We start from the raw sequence: 18,412 nt of genomic DNA, 5'->3' as shown, positions 1-18,412 counted from the left end.
CCCGGCGCTCGGCCGGGGTCACTCGGAGACGGGGACGGAAACGACCGTCGCGTCGGCGGTCCGGATGACGCGCTCGGTCGTGCTGCCGAGGAGGTCGTCGGCCGCGGCGTCGAGGCCGCGCTTGCCCATCACGACCGCGTCGGCGTCGACCGCGTCCGCGTGCGCCGCGATCTCGTGGGCGGGGACCCCGGACTCGATCGCGGTCTCGCTGTCGATGCCCGCGTCCGCGACGGCGGTCGCGACCCGGTCGACCGCCGCCGCCAGCCGCTCGCGGCGCTCGGGGTCGTCCTCGTCGAACTTCTCCGGCTTCCCCGACCGCTCGTACATCGGAATCTCCTCGACGACGCCGAGGACGTGTACCGTCCCCTCCGCCGCCGTGATCTCGATCGCGTCGTCGACCGCGTCGAGGGCGGCGTCGCCCTCGCCGGTCGGCACGAGGGTGGTCTGGTACATGCGGCTCGACGTACGGGCGGAAATCTGAAAAAACGTGTCGGTGACCCGTCCCGCCGGGCCGGGTGGGACCCGCGGTCAGGCGTACTTCGCGACGACGTCGAGGATCTCGTCGAGCTCGTCGCCGTCGAGCGAGTAGCGCTCTTGGGCGAACACCGAGCGGAGCTCCGTGCGGTCCTCGGGGAGCAGGTCGGCGATCTTCACCGCGGTCGGCACGTCGATCTGGTCGAGCTCGGTGAGCTCCTCGACGAGCTCACGGGACTCGTCGGCGTCGAGGTCCGCGAACCGGTTGACGTGCTCGATCGCGCGGGCCAGCTCGTAGCGGAGGTCGCGGTCCTCGTCGGCTGCCCGCTCTTCTTCGATCTCCACGAGGATCTCCTTCGCCTCGGAGGTGGTGACGTACTCCTCGTCGAGCTTCTCTTTGAAGATCGTCATCTCAGTTCTGCTGCGCCCGCATGTGGGCGGCGGTGACGATGAGGGTCTTCGTCTTGCCGCCGTCCGGAATCTCGACTTTGAACGCTGACCCCTGCTTGCCGACGACGGTTCCGGTCCGGCCGTCGAAGCGGGGGTGGAAGCGGCCCTTGGGGACGCTCGGGTCGATCTTGAGGTGGACCTGCGACCCCTCGTCGAACTCCTGGATCGCTCGCTGCGGCGGGGAGGTGCCGCGGTTGCGGGGCTTGTTCGAGAGCTTGTCGCGAGTCGCCTTCTGCGGCCCATTGGAACTCGGCATGGTCTTGAGATACCTTCCGCTGCCGCCGTTATAAATCGTGCGTTACGACCCGCAGGACGTTGGCTCCTCACACACGCGGCGATCCGCGGGACCCGACGACGCCGGAACCGCTCGGTCGACGGGGCTTCGAGGACGCCGCGCTCGCGACCCGGTTTCTCGCGCGACCCGCTCCTCTCACCACCCGCTCCTCGCGCGGCCGGGTGCGCGCGACTACCAGACGAACCTCCCCCTTCCGAAAGGGCTAATCCCGGGAGTCCCTATCATGTTCGTAATGAGTCATCAGCTGCCGGACGTACAGGCGTCGTCCCCCGACGTCACCGTCGGGCTATCGCAGGTCGGCGTCACCGGCGTGGAGAAGCTCGTCAAGCTGGCGCGCGGCGACAAGCGCCCCATCGTTCTCATGGCGGAGTTCGAGGTGTTCGTCGACCTCCCGAGCGGGCGGAAGGGGATCGACATGTCGCGGAACCTCGCGACGGTCGACGAGATATTGGAAGACATCACCCGCGAAGAGGCGTACCGCGTCGAGGACGTCTGCGGCGACGCCGCCGAGCGGCTCTTGGAGAAGCACGACTACACGACCACCGCCGAGGTGTCGATGACGGCGGAGCTCGTCACCCGCGAGCACACGCCGGCGTCGGACATCGAGACCCAGAGCACGGCGACGATCGTCGCCAGCGCGACCGCCACCGAGGAGGGCACCCGCGAGGAGATCGGCGCCGAGGTCACCGGCATGACCGTCTGCCCCTGCTCGCAGGGGATGAGCGAGTCGCGGGCCCGCGAGAAGCTCGCCGAGCTGGGCGTCGACGAGGAGACGACCGAGGAGTTCCTCGACGCCGTCCCGCAACCGGGCCACTCCCAGCGCGGCCACGCGACCCTGACGATCACGACCGACGGCCACCCGGACGTGGACCTCCGGGACGTGATCGACGTCGCCCGCGACTCGATGAGCGCGCGCATCTACAACATGGCGAAACGGCCCGACGAGGACCACATGACCTACGAGGCCCACGCCGACGCGAAGTTCGTCGAGGACTGCGTCCGCGCGCTCGCCGAGGGCACCGTCACCGAGTTCCCGCACCTCTCGGACGACGCCGTGATCCACATGAAGCAGTCGAACGACGAGTCGATCCACCAGCACAACGCCCACGCCGAGCGCGAGGTCCGGCTGGGCGACCTCCGCGACGAGCTCGACCGATAGCCCGCCGCCACGGACTCAGAACGTCAGCAGCTCCGAGTCCGCCCAGCGCGGCTCGAACTGCTCTTTCACGCTCGTCGCGAAGTCGATGTCCTTCACGTCGATCATCGCGAACGGCTCGTCCGCCGACAGCGGGTGCGGGACCTCGATACACACCTCTATCTCGTCGAACACGTTGAACGTCCCGTCCACGTTCGGGGAGGTCCGGACCTCGAACCCGTCCACCTCGGCCAGCTCCGCGGTGTACCGGCGCCCGACGCTCCGCGGGAGCGCGTCGACCGTCGCCGGCGACAGCAGGACGCGGATCTCCACGCCGCGTTCGAGCGCGGACTCGAGCTCGGCGGTCACCTGCTCGCCGATCGTTCCGAGGTCGAAGCCGGTCGCCGGCGCGCCCGCGACCACGACGACCCGGCGCTCCGCGGCGGCGATCCGCTCTAAGAGGAGGTCCGTCGCCTCCTCGGCGCCGACGGCCGCGGTCCAGAACTGGCCGTCGACCGGCTCGCCGGCGTCGAGCTCCGCCGAGAGGTCGTCGACCACGGACTCGTACTGCTCGGCCTGCGTCCGCAGCTCCTCCTTCTTCTCGTCGAGCAGCCGGTCGAGCGCCGCGTCCGGCTCGACCGCGACGTACTTCTTCGGGCGGCTCGCGGCCTGACTGCGGACCAGGCTGTGTTGCTCCAAGCTGTTGAGCACGTCGTAGATCCGTCCCATCGGAACCTCGCTGGCCCGCGAGAGGTCCTTGGCCGTCGTCGGCCCGGTCCGAAGGAGCGCGCGGTACGCCCGGGCCTCGTACTCGGAGAGCCCCAGGTCGCGAAGAGATGCCATACGCTGGGATGCCCCGGCGCCCGTATAAACGCATCGTCCGTTTACGATCCGCGAGGTGCCTCGCGGGCGCCCGTCGAAGCGAGACCGCTGCCGCCGACGCGCCGATCCAGCCCGGTCCCGGATCTCAGGCGAGCACGTCGCCGACCCGGTCCATCAACTCGTCGGGCGTTTCCGCCGGCTCCGAGGCGCCGTCGCCGGCGAGGACGACCGCGGTCCCCTCGGGGACCGTCCGCGGCGCCGGCGCGTCGGCCTCGTGGGCGTTCGGCGCGACGACCTTCTCGTGGTCGGCGACCCGCCACGCGGCGCGGTGGAGGTCGCTCCCGGGCTCCGTCCCGACGGCGATGGCGGTCGTGCCGCGCCGGACCCGGGCCGCGAGGCTCCCGTAGGCGGCGACCTGAACGCTCAGCCGCTCGGTGGCGCCGGCGAACGCCTCGGCGGTCTCCCGCGCGACCTCGCGGTAGCGGTCCTCGCCGGTGAGCGCCGCGAGGTCGCAGAGCGCCGTCGCCATCTCGACGTTGGCGTCGAGCGGGCGGAACGACCGGTCGAGCAGCCCCGGGCCCGAGCGCGGGCCGTCGACGAAGGAGCCGTCGACGCGGAGCCGGTCGACCGCTCGGTCCGCGACCGCGCGGGCGACGGCGGCGCCCTCGCCGCGCACGCCGGCGGCGCGGACGTACGCGCCGACGACGCGGGCGGCGTCTTCGAGCAGGTCGGACTCGCCGGCCTCGTCGCTGCCGCGGTAGTGCGTCACCTCGCCGGCCTCGGCGTCGATCAGGTCGCGTTCGAGCCCGTCGAGGATGCGCCCGCCGTACTCGCGGGCCCGCTCGTCGTCGGTGTAGGCGGCCACCGCGAGGAGCGCGTCCGCGGCGAGCGCGTTGCCGCCCGCGAACACGGTGAGGTCGCGGCGGGGATCGTCCAGGTCGGCGCGGTCCTCGGCGGGGGCGGCGTAGTAGGCGCGGCCGAGCCCCGGGCCGAGGCTCCCGCCGACGCCGTAGCCCGTCCAGAGGTCGTCCGTGAGGAAGGAGACGGCGTCGAGCGCGGGGTCGAGGTAGGCCTCGTCGCCGGTGTAGAGGAAGGCGTTGGCGAACGCGCGGGTGACGGCGGCGTTCGTGTCGAGCGGCTTCTCGTAGGCCACGTCGCCCCAGTCCGACGTGTCCGCGTACCGGAAGAACCCGCCGTCGACGTCGTCGGTCAGGTGGTCGCGGACCGCGTCGAGCGTCCGGAGCGCCCGGTTCCGGTCGCGCTTCAGCGCGAACTCGACGGTGCGGGGGAGCGGGAACTTCGCGTCGGTCCCCCAGCCGGCGTGTTCGGCGTCGTACTTGGCCTCCAGCTGGCCCGCCAAGTGGCTCTCTATCGCGTCGGTCACCTCGCCGCGGGGCGGCAGGTCGGCGTCGAGCGCGCGGGGGACGCGCCCGGCCTCCCGACCCTTGTCGGCCCACATCTGCCGGACCGACTCGAGGACCTGCCGCATCCCGTCCACGTCGAGGTAGCCCGCGCCCGTCAGCAGCGTCCCCTCGGGCGTGAGGAAGGCGGTCGTCGGGAACCCGCCCATGTTGTACCGCTCGCGCACCCGCGGGCGGCGGTCGACGTCGACGCGGACCGGGACGAACCCCTCGTTGACGTTGGCCGCGATCCGCGGCTCCGCGTAGGTGATCGCGTCCATCTCGTGACAGCCCTCGCACCAGGTGGCCGACAGCGAGAGCAGCACCGGGCAGTCGCGCTCGTCGGCCTCGGCGAACGCCTCGGGGCCCCAGTCGCGCCACTCGACGCGGGTCTCGTCGCTCATATCCCCAGTCGGACTGGGGCGGGGGTAAGCGCTTCGAGAGCGGGCGGCCGGGGCGGGGAGCGGAGGGGACAGAGCGGCGGCTGTGCGGAAAACGACGGAGGGCGAGAGGAGGGCGCTGCGTCGGTGTCCACGCGACGTGTCGGCGTTCGGACGGGCGGTTCGGGCAGGGGTCCGGCGTCAGCGCTTGTAGTCGTGGCCGAGCGCGAGCGCGAGGGCGTTCGCGAACAGGAGGGCGACGAACAGGCGCCCGGTGCCGCCGTCAAGCCCCGAGTACAGCAGCACGGGGTACGCCGCCGGGATGGCGATGGCCGCCCAGAAGGCGGCCGCCTTGACGGTACCGGTCATCAGCCCGGCGAGCCGGTCGCCGGAGGCGATCTGGGTGGGAGCGGGGGTTGACATGGACACTTCCGCGTACGACGGGGACCCACATATACCCCGACGAGGGTTCGGCGAATTTCACGGCGTTTCTCGACCGATCGGGTCGTTTCACAACCGCCGCAGAAACGTTTTAACCGTTCATCGAGCCCGCTAATCCTTTGTTCTGGAATCGTCGCCGATCCGCGCGCTCCGGTCGCTCGCGGGGCGTCACGCGGGACCGACCGCGGCGCCCCGGCGAACGCGGCCCCGGACGACTGCCGCGGCACCAACCGCTTTGTCCGTCGGGCGGCGAGGGGGGGCATGACCGAGACCGATCGCCGCGACCGACGCGATGACCGGAGGGACCGAGACGACGCCCGCGCCGACGGCGGCCGCCCGCGGGTGGCGGTCGTCGCCTGCGGCGGCACCATCGCCTCGGAGCCCGGCGACGACGGCGCGGCGCCCGAGAAGACCGGCGAGGACCTCGTGGCCGCGGTGCCGGCCGTGTCGGACCACGCCCGGGTGACGACGACCGAGGTGTGCTCGCAGCCGGGGTTCGACGTGCGGTGGCGGGACGTGCTCGCGACCGCGGCGGCCGCCCGCGACGCGGTCGGCGAGGGGGCCGACGGCGTCGTCGTCACCCACGGGACGGACACCTTGGCGGACACCGCGTTCGCCCTGGACCTCCTCACGGACCTCGGCGCGCCGGTCGTCGTCACGGGCGCGCAGCGCCGCCTCGACGAGCCCTCCAGCGACGTCCCAGCGAACCTCGCGCTCGCGGTCCGGGCTGCCGCGGACGCCCGGTTCTCGCGCGGCGTTCACGTCGCGTTCGACGACGAGCTCCACGCCGCCCGCGACGTCGTGAAGGGGCACAGCAACGCGCTGTCGACGATGACCTCGCCGGGGACGGGGCCGGTCGCGACGTTCACCCGCGACGCCTCGCGGCTCGTCCGTACCCCCGAGCGCGGCGTCGCGGTCGACCCGCTCGCGGACGCGATCGAGGGCCCCTCCGACGTGCCAGAGGTCCCGGTGATCCACTCCGGGACCGGCGTCGGTGCGGGCGCCCTCGAACGCGCGCTCGACGCCGGCGTCGGCGGAGTCGTCGTCGAGGGGACGGGCCTCGGCAACGTCACGGCGGCGCTCGGCGACGCGCTCGGCGAGGCGGTCGCGTCCGTGCCGGTCGTCGTCGCCGGCCGCCCGCCGGCCGGGCCGACGGAGCCGGTGTACGGGACGCCGGGCGGCGCCGTCACGCTCGCGGACCACGGCGCGACGTTCGCCGGCGACCTCCCGGCCGCGAAGGCGCGGGTCGCGCTCGCGCTCGGCCTCGCCGCCGGCCTCGACGGCGAGAGGATCGAGGCGCTGTTCGCGCCGGCGTGAGACGGCCGCGGGCGCGCTGAAGAGGCGGAATCGCCTGCCGGTGTCGGTCAGACGTTTGTTTTCGTTTACACGAGACCCTTATGTACCGCCCGCGTATGTGGAGGTATGAGTCAGCTCACGCGACGAGCGGCCCTCTACGGCGTCGCCGGCGGCGTCGCCGCGCTCGCGGGGTGTACCGAGGCCGGCGTCCCGGCGGACGGGAGCGGGACCGACGGCGGCGGAACCGACGGAGACGGCGGCGACGGGGCCGACAGCGACGACGAGGAGGTAACGACGGTCGTCCGGCAGGTCGGTGCCGCCCTCTCGGGCCCCGCGTGGGACCGGACCGAGCGGCGCGGCTTCTGCACGCTGATCACCGAGGAGGGGGAGGCCTCGTGGCTCCTCGACGACGCGCCCGAAGCGGTCCGCGCGTTCGTCGAGGAGACCGACTTCGCGGCGTCGGTGCTCGTCTACGTCGAGTCCGTCGGTCCCGACACCTGTCACGACGAGATCACGTTCGATAGCACCGGCATGGGCGTCGAGGACGGGACCTTCGTCGCGGACGCGACGGTCCGGGGGCCGGGGAGCGACGACGTCGCCTGCGGCGACGCGATCACCTACTCGGCCGCGCTGATCCGGGTCACGAGCGACCCGCTCCCCGACGCGGCCCGGCTCTCCGTCACCGACGGCTGGGGCGAAACGGGGACGGTGCGCGACGGCGAGGGCGTCCCGGACTCGGACCGGCTCGCCGGCGGGATCTGTTCCGCCGGGGACCACTCGGCCGTTCCTGTTTCGGCCGAAAACGACGTGTAGCGGCCCGCTCCGCGCCGCTGCGCGAGGGCGCGACCCGCGGACGACGCCCGCGCCCGGTTCAGGCCCGTACTTCGATCAGGAGGTCCGTCTCGGGCGACTCGCCCATCCGCTCCCGGACGCGGTCCCACGAGAGGTCGGTGCGGGCGGTCACCGATTCGGTGGCGACGGCGCCGCAGGCGTTGCCGACGAGTATCGACGCCTGATAGTCGCGCGGGTCGTGCGAGAACCCGTCGCCGGTGATCTCCGGCTCGCGGAGCGCGGCCGCGAGGAACCCGGCCGCGAAGGCGTCGCCCGCGCCGGTCGTGTCGACCGGGTCGGCGTCGAACCCCGGGTGCGAGACGCTGCCGTGCGGCGTCCGCACCGTCGCGCCCTCGTCGCCGAGCTTGATCGCGACGACGCGGTCGTCCGGCTCCCACGGGTCCACGTCGGTCGCCGCGTCGAGCGCGTCGGCCTCGCGGTCGTTTACGAAGAGCACGTCGCTCGCGTGGAGCGCGGCGTCGAACTCGCGGTCGGCGACGCGGCGACCGGGGTCGAAGCTGCGGGTCGCGCCCGCCTCCGCCGCCGCGGTCGCGAGCGCCGCGGCGGTCTCGGGCTGCTGGCCGGTGAGGTGGAGGTGGTCGGCGGCCGCGAGCGTGTCGCGGTCGAGCCCGGCCGCGGAGAACGACTCGTTGGCGCCGTCGTTCGCGAGCATGAGCAGCTCGCCGCCGCCGTCGACGATGACGTACTTCACCGAGGTTGGCTCGTCGGCGTCGACGAGCACCTGTCCGGGGTCGACGCCGGCGCTCGCGAGTTCGCGCAGCGCCAGCGCGCCCGACTCGTCGCCGCCGACGCTGCCGTAGACGACCGACTGGCCGCCGAGGTCGACGAGCCCGACCGCGACGTTCGCCGCGCTGCCGCCGCCGGACTGTTCGAGCCGGTCGATCCGCGTCTCGCCGTCCGGCTCGGGGAGGCTGTCGACGTGGATCGTCACGTCCCAGTTGATGTGGCCCGCCGAGACGACCTTCGGCACGCGGTCGGCGTCGTCCGGGGTCAGGTCCGGGTCGCGATCGATCGCGGGGTCGACGTCGTCGTCGGAGGCGGCGTCGGCGGCGGTCCCGTTACCGGCGTCGCCGTGGGTGTCCGCGTCGCCGTCGGCGTCGCTCGCGTCGCCGGAGGGGTCGCCTTCCCACTCGTCGACCTCGCTTTCCCACTCCGCGACGGTCTCGTCCCAGTCGTCGACGCCCTCGCCCTCGGCGGGGTTGGCGTCGTTGGAGGGATCGCCGTCGGCCGGGTCGCCCGCCGGCGGGTCGTCGCCCGGAGCGCCGTCGCGCCCGCTCATGGCTCGGCCCACGGCTCGGCGGCGCCCTCGCCGAACAGCTCCCGCATCAGCGTCACGATGCTTTCCGGGGGGAACTGGCCGTGCTCGGTGACGATCGCGTCCATGTACCGCGGCGGCGTCACGTCGAACGCGGGGTTCTCGACGGTGATATCGCCGATCGCGTCGCGCGTCCCCGGCTCGATCACCTCCTCCTCCGAGCGCATCTCGATCTCGACGGTGTGGCCCGTCAGCGTCTCCGGGTGGAGCTTGATCGTCTGGGCCGCGGTCATGATCGGGACGCCGCGCTCGCGGGCGTTGACCGCGAGCCCGGAGGTGCCGATCTTGTTGATCACGCCGCCGTCCGCGGCGATCGAGTCGGCGCCGACGACGACGTGGTCGACCTCGTCGAGGTAGCGCCGCGCCGCGGAGTCGACGATGAGCGTGACCGGAACGCCCATCTCGCGGAGCGCCTCGGTCGTGATGTGGCCCTGCTGGCGCGGGCGCGTCTCCTTGACGACCGCCGAGATCGACTTCCCCTGTTCGACGGCCGCCTCGATGCACGCCAGCGCGTCGGTGGAGTGGCAGTGGGTCATCACCGTGTCGCCGTCCGCGAGGCGGTTCGCGCCCACCTGCCCGAGGTCCTCCTGCGCGCGGTCGAGCTGGTCGACGAACGACTCGCTGGCGTCGACGATGCTCCGACGGAGCCGGTCGACCGAGTCGCCCTCCATCCGCTGGAGGACGTAGCGGAGGGCGTTCGGCAGCGACACCGCTGTCGGGCGCGTCTCGCGGAGCGTCCGCGCCGCGGCGCGCATCGACGCGCGGAACGCCTCGGGGTCGCTCGCGGTCGCGTCCGCCTCGGCCGCGGCGGCGGCCTGGTCGGCGAGCGCCTCGGCGGCGGCGGAGGCGATGGTGGCCGCGCCGCGGATCTCCATGGTCGCGATCGACTCGGCGGTCTCGCGGACCGCCGGCGACGGCTCAGTATCTGTCATACCGATCCGGTAGCCGCCCGTGTATTTATAGAACCGGCCGACCGGCGGCGAAGACGGCGCCGGCGCCGCCCGGTGTCGGGCCGCTCTGCTCCACGTTGGGGCGCTCTGCTCCGCGTCAGCCCGCTCTACTCCGCGTCGGGCTGCTGCCCGTAGCTCTCGAAGCGCTCCTCGACCGTCGCCATCTGCTCGTCGGTGAGGACGTGCGGCTCGCCGACGGCGGACGCGCGCAGGTAGAGCCGACAGATGTCCTCGACGTGGCGGGTGTTCTCGACCGCCGTCGCCACGTCGGGGCCGGTGACGACGAGCCCGTGGTTCGCTAAGATTGCGGCGTCGGAGTCGGCCTCGGCCATCGCGGCGACGACGTTCGCGGCCAGCTCCTCGGTGCCGTACGGCGCGTAATCCGCCAGCGGGACCTCTCGGCCCACCGCGGCGATCATGTAGTGGATCGGCGGGAGCCGCCGGTGGAGCGTCGCCATCGTCGTCGCCCACGGCGAGTGGGTGTGGACGATCGCGCCGGGCCGGTCGTGTTGGTAAATGCCCGTGTGCATCGGCACCTCGCTCGACGGCGCCATCCGGCCGGCGAGCCGCTCGCCGTCGAGCGAGACCACCGGCACGTCGACCGCGTCGAAGGAGTCGTACGGGACGCCGGTGGGCGTGACGGCGACGCGGTCGCCCTCGCGGACGCTCAGGTTCCCGGTCCGGCCGGGCGTCAGGTCCGCGAGCGCCGGCGCGTACTCGACGACCGCCTCGCGCGCCTCGCGCAGGAGGTCCGGGTTCGCGTCCAGGTCGGAGCCGGCGCCGGAGCCGTCGGGGCTCACGCCGCCACCTCCGTCAGGTCGGCGAAGGCGTCGAGCCGGTGGTCCGGGCGCTGTCGCGCCGGGAGGTCCGCACTGGGGGGCGCGTCGCCGTCGGCGACGAACAGCGCCGAGTCGATGCCGACGGCGTCCGCGCCGGAGACGTCCGTTTCGACGTTGTCGCCGACGGCCAGCGCCTCGCTCGGGCGGTGGTCGAGCGCCGCGAGCGCGGTCGTGAACGGGAGCGCGCTCGGCTTCTCGCGGCCCACCTCCTCGGAGGTGACGAGCAGGTCGATCCGGTCGTCGATCCCGAGGCGCACGAGCTTGCGAAGCTGGACTCGCGTGGTGAGGTTCGTCACGACCGCGACGTCGGCCCCCGCCGCGTCGAGGGCGTCGAAGACCGCCTCGACGCCGTCACAGAGCGACATCGCGCCGAGGAAGCCGTTCCAGTAGGCGTCGCCGGCCGCCAGCGCGCCCGCGGGGTCGGGCCCGCCGGCGTGCCGGGACAGCCCGCGCTTGAAGTAGACGTGTCGGGAGTGCGAGGCCGCGGTGCCGCCGGTCTCGCGCTTCGTCTCCCGCCGCCCGGTCGCGTACAGGTCGTCGAACGCCGCGCGGTCCAGCTCGTACCCGCGCTCGCGGAGGGCGTCGAGCGCGGCCCGCTTGCCCGCCTCGTTACAGGGGGCGTACGGGTACAGCGTGTTGTCGAGGTCGAAAAGCACTGCCTCGTAGCTCATGCCCGTACTGCGCCGGGCGGCGACTTAAGCGTGGTTCGACGCGCCGACAGGGCGGCGCGGCGGCGGAGCAGCGGCGCGGCAGCAGAGCAGTGGCGCGGCAGGGCGGCCGTCGCTCCCGGAGATCGGGCGCCTACTGCTCGTTCATCGCCTCGCTGGCGATGTTGCGGCCGCGGGAGTTGAGCGCGACCTCGCGGCGGATCCGGACCTCCTCGACGACCTCTAACTCGACGAGCCGCTCGAACGTCTCCTCCACGTCGTCGACGTCCATCCCGAGGAACGAGGGGATCTCGAACGGCGAGACGCCGGAGTACAGCGCCATCAGCACCTCGCGGTCGCGGCTGGAGAGGTCGACGTTCGTCGACGAGCGCTCCTCGCCCTTCCGGAGCCACGACTCGACGAACCGCATCCGGCTCGGCTCGCCGGCGACGTGCGTCTCGATGCTCGTCCCCTCGTCGTCGGTGTGCGACACCTCGATGACGGGCTTCTTCTCGCCGTTCACCGTGCGCTTCGCGGCGTCGAGGCCGCTGATGTCGTCGAGGTCGAACTTCACGAACGCGCCGCGCTCTAGGGCCGCGTTGAGCCCGTTCTCGTCGATCTTCACGCGGGCCTGCTCCCACTCGGTGTCCTGGACGACGCCCCCCTCGATGGCGGGGTGTTTCGCCATCACGGTCTTCTGGTCGAGCAGCGCGCGGTACACGTCACGCTCGAACAGCTCGTGGTCCGAGGCGGCGACGAGCAGCACCTGCTCGCCGAGGTCGAAGCTCACGTAGTTGGAGACGCGCGCGACCGACTGGTTCGCGTCGTGGCGCCCGCCGAGCCGCTCCAGCTTCGACAGCGGGACGGTCCGCTTCCCGTCGTTGCCGGCCAGGATTAGCCGCCGGTTCGAGAGGAGGACGCGTCCGGGCGTCCACGACACGTCGCTCACCTTGCGGCCCTCGCGGACCGCGACGGCGAACTTCGCCTGCGTGTCCGTGATCTTGTACTCGCCGTCCTTCTGCGCCATTTAGGGACCCCCCGCGCGGAGCTTCGAGACCGCCGAGAACACGCGCTTCCTGACGGCCTGGCTGTCGTCGTCGGCGTACTCTTCGAGCCGGTTGAGCGTCTCCTGCCCGCCGATCTGTCCGAGGACGAACACCGCCTTCGCGCGGGCGTCATCCGGGTGTTCGGGCCCGAGCCTGTCGAGCAGTCGGTCCTCGGCGACCGGGCCGCCGAGGCTCTTCAGGCTCGTGGCCGCGAACTGCGCGGTCTGCGGGTCGTCGTCCGCGAGCGCGTCGGCGAGCGCCTCCACCGCCGCCGACGCGTCCGGGTCGGCCACGCGCCCGAGGATCCACGCCGCGTTCCGCCGCTGGCGGGACTGCCGGCCCTCGGTGAGGATCTCGACCAGCGGCTCGACGACGGTCGCGTCGTCGGCCGCCTTCAGCTCCGAGACCACCTGGTCGCGGACCGCGTGGCTCTGCTGGGTCGGCACGTTCGAGAGCAGTTCGATCACCGAGTAGACGGCGGCGTTGCGGACGACCCCGCTCTCGTCGCCGAGCGCCCGCGCGAGCGGCTCGACCGGCTCCGGGGTGCTCGCCTTCCCGAGCGCGCCGGCCGCGATCCGGCGGATCGACTCGTCGCCGTCGTCGAGCAGGTCGAGGAGGGGCGACAGCGCCTCGTCGGTCCCGATCGTGCCCAAGGCGTTCGCCGCGGCGCGCCGGACCCGCGGCTCAGCGTCGTCGAGGCGCTCTCGCAGCCCCGGGATCGCCCGGGGGTCGGCGAAGGTCCCGCAGGCCTGCGCCGCGCGGAGCCGGACGCGGGGGTCCTCGTCGTCGAGCGCGGTGACGAGCGGTTGGAGGCCGCTCGCGTCGTCGAGGCGCCCGAGCGCGTTCGCCGCCGCCATCCGGAGCTCCGGGCGGTCGGCCTCCAGCGCGCGGGCGAACTTCTGGGCGGTCACCCACTCGGCCTCCGAGTCGCTGCGGCCCCCCGTCAGCTCCTCGAGGAGCTGTTGGAGCGCGGCCTCGCCGATCTCGTCGAGCGCGTCGACCGCGGCCCCGCGGACCTCGGGGTCGTCGTCCGTCGTCGCCGCGCGGAGCAGCGCGTCGACGGTCGCCTGATCGCTCTCGTCGGCGATCTCCCCGAGGAACTCGGCGGCGCGCCTCCGGACGGCCGCGCTGTCGCTCGCGAGCGCGTCTCGGATGCTGTCTACGTTCCCGTCCCGAGCGTGCTGGTACAGCGACATCAGCGCCTCCCGAACACCCGCCGTCGCTTGTCGATTGGTTCGTAGCGGTCGCTCCGGTCCGGGGGGACGCTCTCGGTCATCCCTAAGACGAGGACGCCGTCGTCGGCGAGCGACGCTTCCAACGTGTCGAACAGGGCCGACTTGTGGTCGACGTCGATGTAGATGAGCAGGTTCCGGCACAACACCACGTCGAACGGGTCGCGGGCGCCGTCGCGGATCAGGTCGTGCGTCTCGAAGTCGACGAGTCGCTTGACCGCGGCACGGACCTGGAACGTGTCGCCGTCGCGCTCGACGTAGCGGTCCGGATCGGAGAGCGGTTCGAGCTCCTCGGCGATGTCGGTCGTCCGCGTCGTGTGGTAGACGCCGTCACGGGCGTTGTCGAGCGCCTCCTCGCTGATGTCGGAGCCGAGCACCTCCACGCGCGACTCGTCGATCTCGGGGTCGTCGCAGGCCAACATCGCGACCGAGTACGGCTCGCGGCCGTCCGCCGAGGGCGCGGACCAGACGCGCACGCGCCGCTGGTCCGCGGTCCGCTCGCGCAGCACGTCGCGGAGCACGTCCCACATCTCCGGGTTGCGGAAGAACTCCGTCACGTTGATCGTGAGCGCGTCCATCAGCGCCTGCCGCTCCTCGGCGTCCTCGCGGAGGATGCGCTCGTACTCGGCGTGCGACTCGGTGTCGCGGCGGCGCATCCGCGCCGTGATCCGGCGGTCGAGGTACGACTCGTTGTAGTACCCCGGCTCGAACGGGACCGTGTCGTCGATCTGGCGGAGCACGCCTTCGAACGCCGTCTCGCCGTCGTCCGTCGACCGGCTCATAGGCTCACCACGTCGAGCACGGCCACGACGTCGCCGTCGCCGAGGACCGCCGTGCCGCTGAGGCCCGGCGTCCCCGAGAGCGGGCCGTCGAGGGGTTTGACGACCACTTCCTCCTGGTCTAACACCGCGTCGCAGTGGAGCGCGACCTGGCGCGTCTCCTCGCGGATGCGGACGAGCATGCCGTCGTCGGTCGGGTCCCCGCCGGGCTCGTCGGCGGAGTCGGCCGCCGTGGGATCGGCCGGGACGAACCCGTCGTCGCCCGGCTCGTCGACCGCGACGCCGCCGTCCGCGGCGGGCGACTCGGTCGGGGTCGACTCGGCCGCCGTCGCGTCTATCTCGCCGAGCCGCTCGTTCAGCCGGACGACCGGGTAGAGGTCGTCCTCGTGTCTGACGACCTCGTCGCCGTGGACCTCCTCGACGTCGTCGGCGCGGGCGACCTCCGCGATCGACTTGATCGGGATGCCGTACTCCGTGCCGCCGACGTCGACGAACATCACCTTCACGATGGCGACGGTGACGGGCAGCCGGAAGCGGACCGTGCTCCCCTCGCCCGGCTCGCTCTCGATCGAGACGGAGCCGTCGAGGTCGCGGGCGGTCGTCCGGACCACGTCCATCCCGACGCCGCGGCCGGAGACGTCGGTGACCTCGTCCGCGGTGGAGAAGCCGGGGTGGAAGACGAGGTCGTACACCTCGCCGTCCTCCATCGCCTCGACCGCCTCGCGGCTCTTGACGCCCTCGTCGACCGCCTTGTCGCGGAGCTGGTCGGGGTCGAGTCCGCTCCCGTCGTCCGAGACCTCGATGATCACGTGGTCGCGCTCGCGCTCGGCCGTGAGCTCCACGCGACCGGTCGGGTCCTTGCCGGCGGCCTCGCGCTCCTCGGGCGGCTCGATCCCGTGGTCGACCGCGTTCCGCAGGACGTGGACGAGCGGGTCGCGCATCTCCGTGAGGATCGTGCGGTCCAACTCCACGTCGTCGCCCTCGATCTCGAAGTCGATCCGCTTGTCGAGGTCCCGCGAGATGTCGCGCACGAGCCGCGGGAACGAGTCGGACACCTGCGAGAACGGGATGAGCCGCATGTCCATCGCCGTGTCCTGGAGGCTGGAGGCGAGCTTGTCGAGCTCGTCTAAGGCGTCGGACTCCGCGTCCGTCCCCTCTATCTCCCGGCGGAGCTTGATCCGGCTCGTCACCAGCTGCTCGACGAGGCCGTACAGCTCGTCGACCTGGTCGACGTCGACGCGGATCGACTTGATCTCGTCGCCGGACTTGGAGTCGGACCCCCCGGCGGAGCCGGAGTCGCCGCCGTCGTCGGACCGTTCGTCCGCCTCGTCGGCCTCCTCGTCCGAACTCGCTTCATCGGCTGCTTCGGCGGGCGTCGGGTCGGCGGCCGCGTCGTCGTCGTCGGCCGGGTCGCCCCCCGCTGCGTCGTCCGCTGCTGTGTCGTCCTCCGCCGCATCGCCCGCATCGGCGTCGACCGACTCGGGTTCCTCGTCGTCCGCGTCGCCCGAGTCGCCGACCGCGACGGCGGCGACCGACTCGACCTGCGTGAGCGCCCGGAGCCCCTCTGCGACGACGTCGGGGTCGGCGCCGCCGACGAAGGCGTCGAACGACTCGTCGTACTCGCCGTCCTCCAGCGCCTCCGGCGACGGGTCGGTCGCGTGGCCGTCGAACTGCTCGTCGAGGGCCTGGAGGACGAGCGCCGCGTCGACGCCCGGCATCTGGGCGTCGCCGATCGTCACGTCCGCGTACGCGACCGGGTCCGGCAGGTCGGCCGCGCCCGCCGGCGGCTCCGGCACCGAGAGGTCCGGGGCGTCGTCGGCGTCGCCGCCGGAGTCGCCGTCGTCGGGCTCCTCGGCGTCGGCGTCCTCGGCATCAGCGTCTTGATCGTCGGCTTCTGCCGCGTCCTCGCTTCCGCCGTCGGCGCCGTCCCCGCCGCCGACGGTGCCGTGTTCCTCCATCTCGCGCAGCCGCGATTCGAGGTCGGAGGGGTCCGTCGACACCTCGCCGGCGTCGGCGATCTCCTCGACCATCGCCTCGACGGCGTCGACCCCTTCGAAGAGGAGGTCCATCAGCTCCGGCGTCACCTCGCGCTCGCCCTGTCGGACCGCGTCCAGCAGGTCCTCCAGCGCGTGCCCGAAGTCGGAGACGTCCTCGTACCCCATCGCCGCCGCGTTCCCCTTCAGCGTGTGGGCGACGCGGAACACGTCGTCCATCGCCTCGGCGTCCTCGGGGTCGGCCTCCAGAGCGAGTAAGGCGTTGTTGAGGTCGGTGATGCCGTCCTCGGCCTCGGCGACGAACGCCGCGCGGTGGGAGTCCATCAGGCCTCACCCCCGACTATCGCGCCGGCCACGTCGTCGAGGTCGTACACCGCGTCGACCCCGCCGGTCTCGACCGCGCGCTTCGGCATCCCGTAGATGACGCAGGTGTCCTCGCTCTGCGCCAGCGTGCGCGCCCCGGCGTCGGCCATCGCGCGGACGCCCTCGGCGGCGTCCGACCCCATCCCGGTCAACACGACGCCGACGAGCGGGTCGTCGACCACCTCTGCGGCTGACCGCATCGTCACGTCGGCCGCGGGGGTGACGGTGTGGGTGTCGTCGTCCGCGTCGAGTTTGACGCGGAGCCGGCCCGCCCGGTAGCTGTCGATCACCGTGTGGCTCCCGCCGCGGGCGACGAGCGCCTCGCCGGCGCCGATCCGCGCGCCGTCGCTCGCCTCCCGCACGTCGTACGCGGAGGCGGCGTCGAGCCGCTTCGCGAACCGCGAGGTGAACGCCTCCGGCATGTGCTGGACGATCACCACGCGGCAGTCCGCCATCGGCAGCGCCGACAGCACGCGCTCGACCGCGTTCGGGCCGCCGGTCGAGGCCGCGATCACCACTGTCAACGGTTCGTCGACGGCCGCTCCGTCCGCGTCGGAGCCCGCGTCCGGCGACCGCGACGCCGCCCCGCTGGGGTCGTCGCGCTCCCGGGTCGCGGCGTCGAGGTCGGCGCCCGCGACCGAGCGTACCGCCTCCACGAGCCGGTCGGACTCCCGCGAGACGCCGGTCGACACCTCGCCGCCGGGCTTCGCGAAGAAGTCGACCGCCCCGCGGTCCAGCGCCTCGAATGTGACCTCCGCGCCCTCGTCGGTGTGCGCCGACAGCATCAACACCGGCGTCGGCGTCTCCTCCATCAGCCGCTCGACCGCTTCGAGTCCCCCCATCCCGGGCATCTCCACGTCCATCGTGACGACGTCCGGACGGGTCTCGGCGACCACCGAGAGCGCCTCTTCACCGTCCCCCGCCTCGCCGACGACCGCGACCCCGGCGTCGCTCAGGAGGTCGCTTATCAGCCCCCGCATGAACGGGGAGTCGTCGACGACCACCACCCGCGGCGACCCGTCCCGACCGCCGCGCCGATCCGTCGTCCTGCTCATGTCACAGGGCGGGCGCAGAATCAGCATAAATCCACGGACCCAGTAATCACCCCTGATAATTCAGGGAACACGGTTATTTGTCGGTTTACCGCAGGTGTGGGCATGGCAGCCACAGAGGCGGAGGCCGAACCGACCAAGGTGTTGGAGTTCGGGCTAGGCGACGGGACGTACTGTCTGGACATCGGCGTCATCGACGAGATCGTCGACGCGGGCGAGCTCACGCGGATCCCCAACTCGCCGGACCACGTCGAGGGCGTGATGGACCTCCGCGGCCGGACGACGACGATCGTCGACCCGAAGACCCTGTTCGACATCGAGGGGGACGGGAAGCGCGAGCGGATCGTCGTCTTCGACGACGCCGAGATCGACGAGGGCGGCACCGTCGGCTGGATGGTCGACGAGGTGTTCCAGGTCCGCGACGTCTCGCCCGAGGACGTCGACCGGGGCACCACCGTCGAGGACGAGGGCGTCCGCGGCATCGTCAAGTCCGACGACCGGTTCGTCGTGTGGGTCTCGCCGGACGTCGACGACGCGCTCGCCGCCGACCTCGACGACGTCGACGCCGCGGAGGCGTAGACGGCGGATCCGGCCGTCGGCCGCGCCGGGCCGCCGCGGCCGATCGGTTCTCACCCGTGAGAACCGGGTGC

The 18,412-nt window shown here is 72.6% G+C and carries 19 protein-coding genes; 4 read left to right on the top strand and 15 right to left on the bottom strand.

Annotated features, from left to right (window positions below; genetic code table 11):
* Nucleotides 1-18: 18 nt before the first annotated feature.
* The 3 genes from AMR74_RS03500 to AMR74_RS03490 all read right to left on the bottom strand — a co-directional run bounded on the left by AMR74_RS03500 (nucleotide 19) and on the right by AMR74_RS03490 (nucleotide 1,180).
* The gene (locus AMR74_RS03500) at nucleotides 19-453 is read right to left on the bottom strand and encodes a universal stress protein (protein ID WP_053770662.1); all 435 of its coding nucleotides are present in this window, start codon (nucleotides 451-453) and stop codon (nucleotides 19-21) included.
* Between the two features lie 75 nt (nucleotides 454-528).
* Nucleotides 529-885, bottom strand: coding sequence for an RNA polymerase Rpb4 family protein (locus tag AMR74_RS03495; RefSeq protein ID WP_053770661.1), 357 nt, complete (start codon nucleotides 883-885; stop codon nucleotides 529-531).
* 1 nt (nucleotide 886) lies between these two features.
* Nucleotides 887-1,180: a 50S ribosomal protein L21e gene (locus tag AMR74_RS03490; RefSeq protein ID WP_006112901.1), complete on the bottom strand. Its 294-nt coding sequence runs from the start codon at nucleotides 1,178-1,180 to the stop codon at nucleotides 887-889.
* Between the two features lie 271 nt (nucleotides 1,181-1,451).
* Between AMR74_RS03490 and mptA the strand changes: the two genes are divergently transcribed.
* Nucleotides 1,452-2,378, top strand: coding sequence for a GTP cyclohydrolase MptA (gene mptA, locus AMR74_RS03485; RefSeq protein WP_053770660.1), 927 nt, complete (start codon nucleotides 1,452-1,454; stop codon nucleotides 2,376-2,378).
* Nucleotides 2,379-2,393: 15 nt separating this feature from the next.
* Here the strand turns inward: mptA and AMR74_RS03480 are convergent, their stop codons facing one another.
* The 3 genes from AMR74_RS03480 to AMR74_RS03470 all read right to left on the bottom strand — a co-directional run bounded on the left by AMR74_RS03480 (nucleotide 2,394) and on the right by AMR74_RS03470 (nucleotide 5,379).
* Nucleotides 2,394-3,197, bottom strand: a complete 804-nt coding sequence (locus AMR74_RS03480) for a TrmB family transcriptional regulator (RefSeq protein ID WP_053770659.1) — start codon at nucleotides 3,195-3,197, stop codon at nucleotides 2,394-2,396.
* A 124-nt stretch (nucleotides 3,198-3,321) separates the two neighbouring features.
* The gene (locus tag AMR74_RS03475) at nucleotides 3,322-4,980 is read right to left on the bottom strand and encodes a DUF255 domain-containing protein (protein WP_053770658.1); all 1,659 of its coding nucleotides are present in this window, start codon (nucleotides 4,978-4,980) and stop codon (nucleotides 3,322-3,324) included.
* A 177-nt stretch (nucleotides 4,981-5,157) separates the two neighbouring features.
* The gene (locus AMR74_RS03470) at nucleotides 5,158-5,379 is read right to left on the bottom strand and encodes a hypothetical protein (RefSeq protein WP_053770657.1); all 222 of its coding nucleotides are present in this window, start codon (nucleotides 5,377-5,379) and stop codon (nucleotides 5,158-5,160) included.
* Nucleotides 5,380-5,658: 279 nt separating this feature from the next.
* On the opposite strand from AMR74_RS03470, the gene AMR74_RS03465 reads away from it, so the two are divergent.
* Together AMR74_RS03465 and AMR74_RS03460 are read left to right on the top strand one after the other, a co-directional pair.
* Nucleotides 5,659-6,714, top strand: coding sequence for an asparaginase domain-containing protein (locus tag AMR74_RS03465; RefSeq protein WP_053770656.1), 1,056 nt, complete (start codon nucleotides 5,659-5,661; stop codon nucleotides 6,712-6,714).
* A gap of 105 nt (nucleotides 6,715-6,819) precedes the next feature.
* Entirely contained in the window at nucleotides 6,820-7,506 is a 687-nt protein-coding gene (locus AMR74_RS03460) for a hypothetical protein (RefSeq protein ID WP_240471122.1), read from the top strand.
* Nucleotides 7,507-7,564: 58 nt separating this feature from the next.
* Here the strand turns inward: AMR74_RS03460 and AMR74_RS03455 are convergent, their stop codons facing one another.
* The 9 genes from AMR74_RS03455 to cheB form a co-directional block, all read right to left on the bottom strand.
* The gene (locus AMR74_RS03455) at nucleotides 7,565-8,824 is read right to left on the bottom strand and encodes a carbohydrate kinase family protein (protein WP_053770655.1); all 1,260 of its coding nucleotides are present in this window, start codon (nucleotides 8,822-8,824) and stop codon (nucleotides 7,565-7,567) included.
* Nucleotides 8,821-9,792 (bottom strand): ribose 1,5-bisphosphate isomerase, encoded by a 972-nt coding sequence (locus tag AMR74_RS03450; RefSeq protein WP_053770654.1) that lies wholly within the window; start codon nucleotides 9,790-9,792, stop codon nucleotides 8,821-8,823. The genes AMR74_RS03455 and AMR74_RS03450 overlap by 4 nt, the downstream gene beginning before the upstream one ends.
* Before the next feature lie 125 nt (nucleotides 9,793-9,917).
* Nucleotides 9,918-10,610: a class II aldolase/adducin family protein gene (locus tag AMR74_RS03445; RefSeq protein ID WP_053770653.1), complete on the bottom strand. Its 693-nt coding sequence runs from the start codon at nucleotides 10,608-10,610 to the stop codon at nucleotides 9,918-9,920.
* Nucleotides 10,607-11,320 carry an HAD family hydrolase gene (locus AMR74_RS03440; RefSeq protein WP_053770652.1) on the bottom strand — a complete coding sequence of 238 codons (714 nt, stop codon included), beginning with the start codon at nucleotides 11,318-11,320 and terminating at the stop codon, nucleotides 10,607-10,609. The genes AMR74_RS03445 and AMR74_RS03440 overlap by 4 nt, the downstream gene beginning before the upstream one ends.
* Before the next feature lie 130 nt (nucleotides 11,321-11,450).
* Nucleotides 11,451-12,323, bottom strand: a complete 873-nt coding sequence (locus AMR74_RS03435; RefSeq protein WP_053770651.1) for a CheF family chemotaxis protein — start codon at nucleotides 12,321-12,323, stop codon at nucleotides 11,451-11,453.
* Entirely contained in the window at nucleotides 12,324-13,538 is a 1,215-nt protein-coding gene (locus AMR74_RS03430) for a HEAT repeat domain-containing protein (RefSeq protein ID WP_053770650.1), read from the bottom strand.
* Nucleotides 13,538-14,356, bottom strand: coding sequence for a CheR family methyltransferase (locus AMR74_RS03425; protein ID WP_053770649.1), 819 nt, complete (start codon nucleotides 14,354-14,356; stop codon nucleotides 13,538-13,540). The genes AMR74_RS03430 and AMR74_RS03425 overlap by 1 nt, the downstream gene beginning before the upstream one ends.
* Nucleotides 14,353-16,671 (bottom strand): chemotaxis protein CheA, encoded by a 2,319-nt coding sequence (locus tag AMR74_RS03420; protein WP_053770648.1) that lies wholly within the window; start codon nucleotides 16,669-16,671, stop codon nucleotides 14,353-14,355. The genes AMR74_RS03425 and AMR74_RS03420 overlap by 4 nt, the downstream gene beginning before the upstream one ends.
* The gene (gene cheB, locus AMR74_RS03415; protein WP_137712093.1) at nucleotides 16,671-17,765 is read right to left on the bottom strand and encodes a chemotaxis-specific protein-glutamate methyltransferase CheB; all 1,095 of its coding nucleotides are present in this window, start codon (nucleotides 17,763-17,765) and stop codon (nucleotides 16,671-16,673) included. The genes AMR74_RS03420 and cheB overlap by 1 nt, the downstream gene beginning before the upstream one ends.
* A gap of 102 nt (nucleotides 17,766-17,867) precedes the next feature.
* On the opposite strand from cheB, the gene AMR74_RS03410 reads away from it, so the two are divergent.
* Nucleotides 17,868-18,341 carry a chemotaxis protein CheW gene (locus AMR74_RS03410; RefSeq protein ID WP_053770646.1) on the top strand — a complete coding sequence of 158 codons (474 nt, stop codon included), beginning with the start codon at nucleotides 17,868-17,870 and terminating at the stop codon, nucleotides 18,339-18,341.
* The last annotated feature ends 71 nt before the right edge of the window (nucleotides 18,342-18,412 follow it).

It is taken from the genome of Halorubrum tropicale (genome assembly GCF_001280455.1).
GTDB classification, from domain to species: domain Archaea; phylum Halobacteriota; class Halobacteria; order Halobacteriales; family Haloferacaceae; genus Halorubrum; species Halorubrum tropicale.
This window is presented reverse-complemented; position numbering and strand designations above follow the sequence as displayed.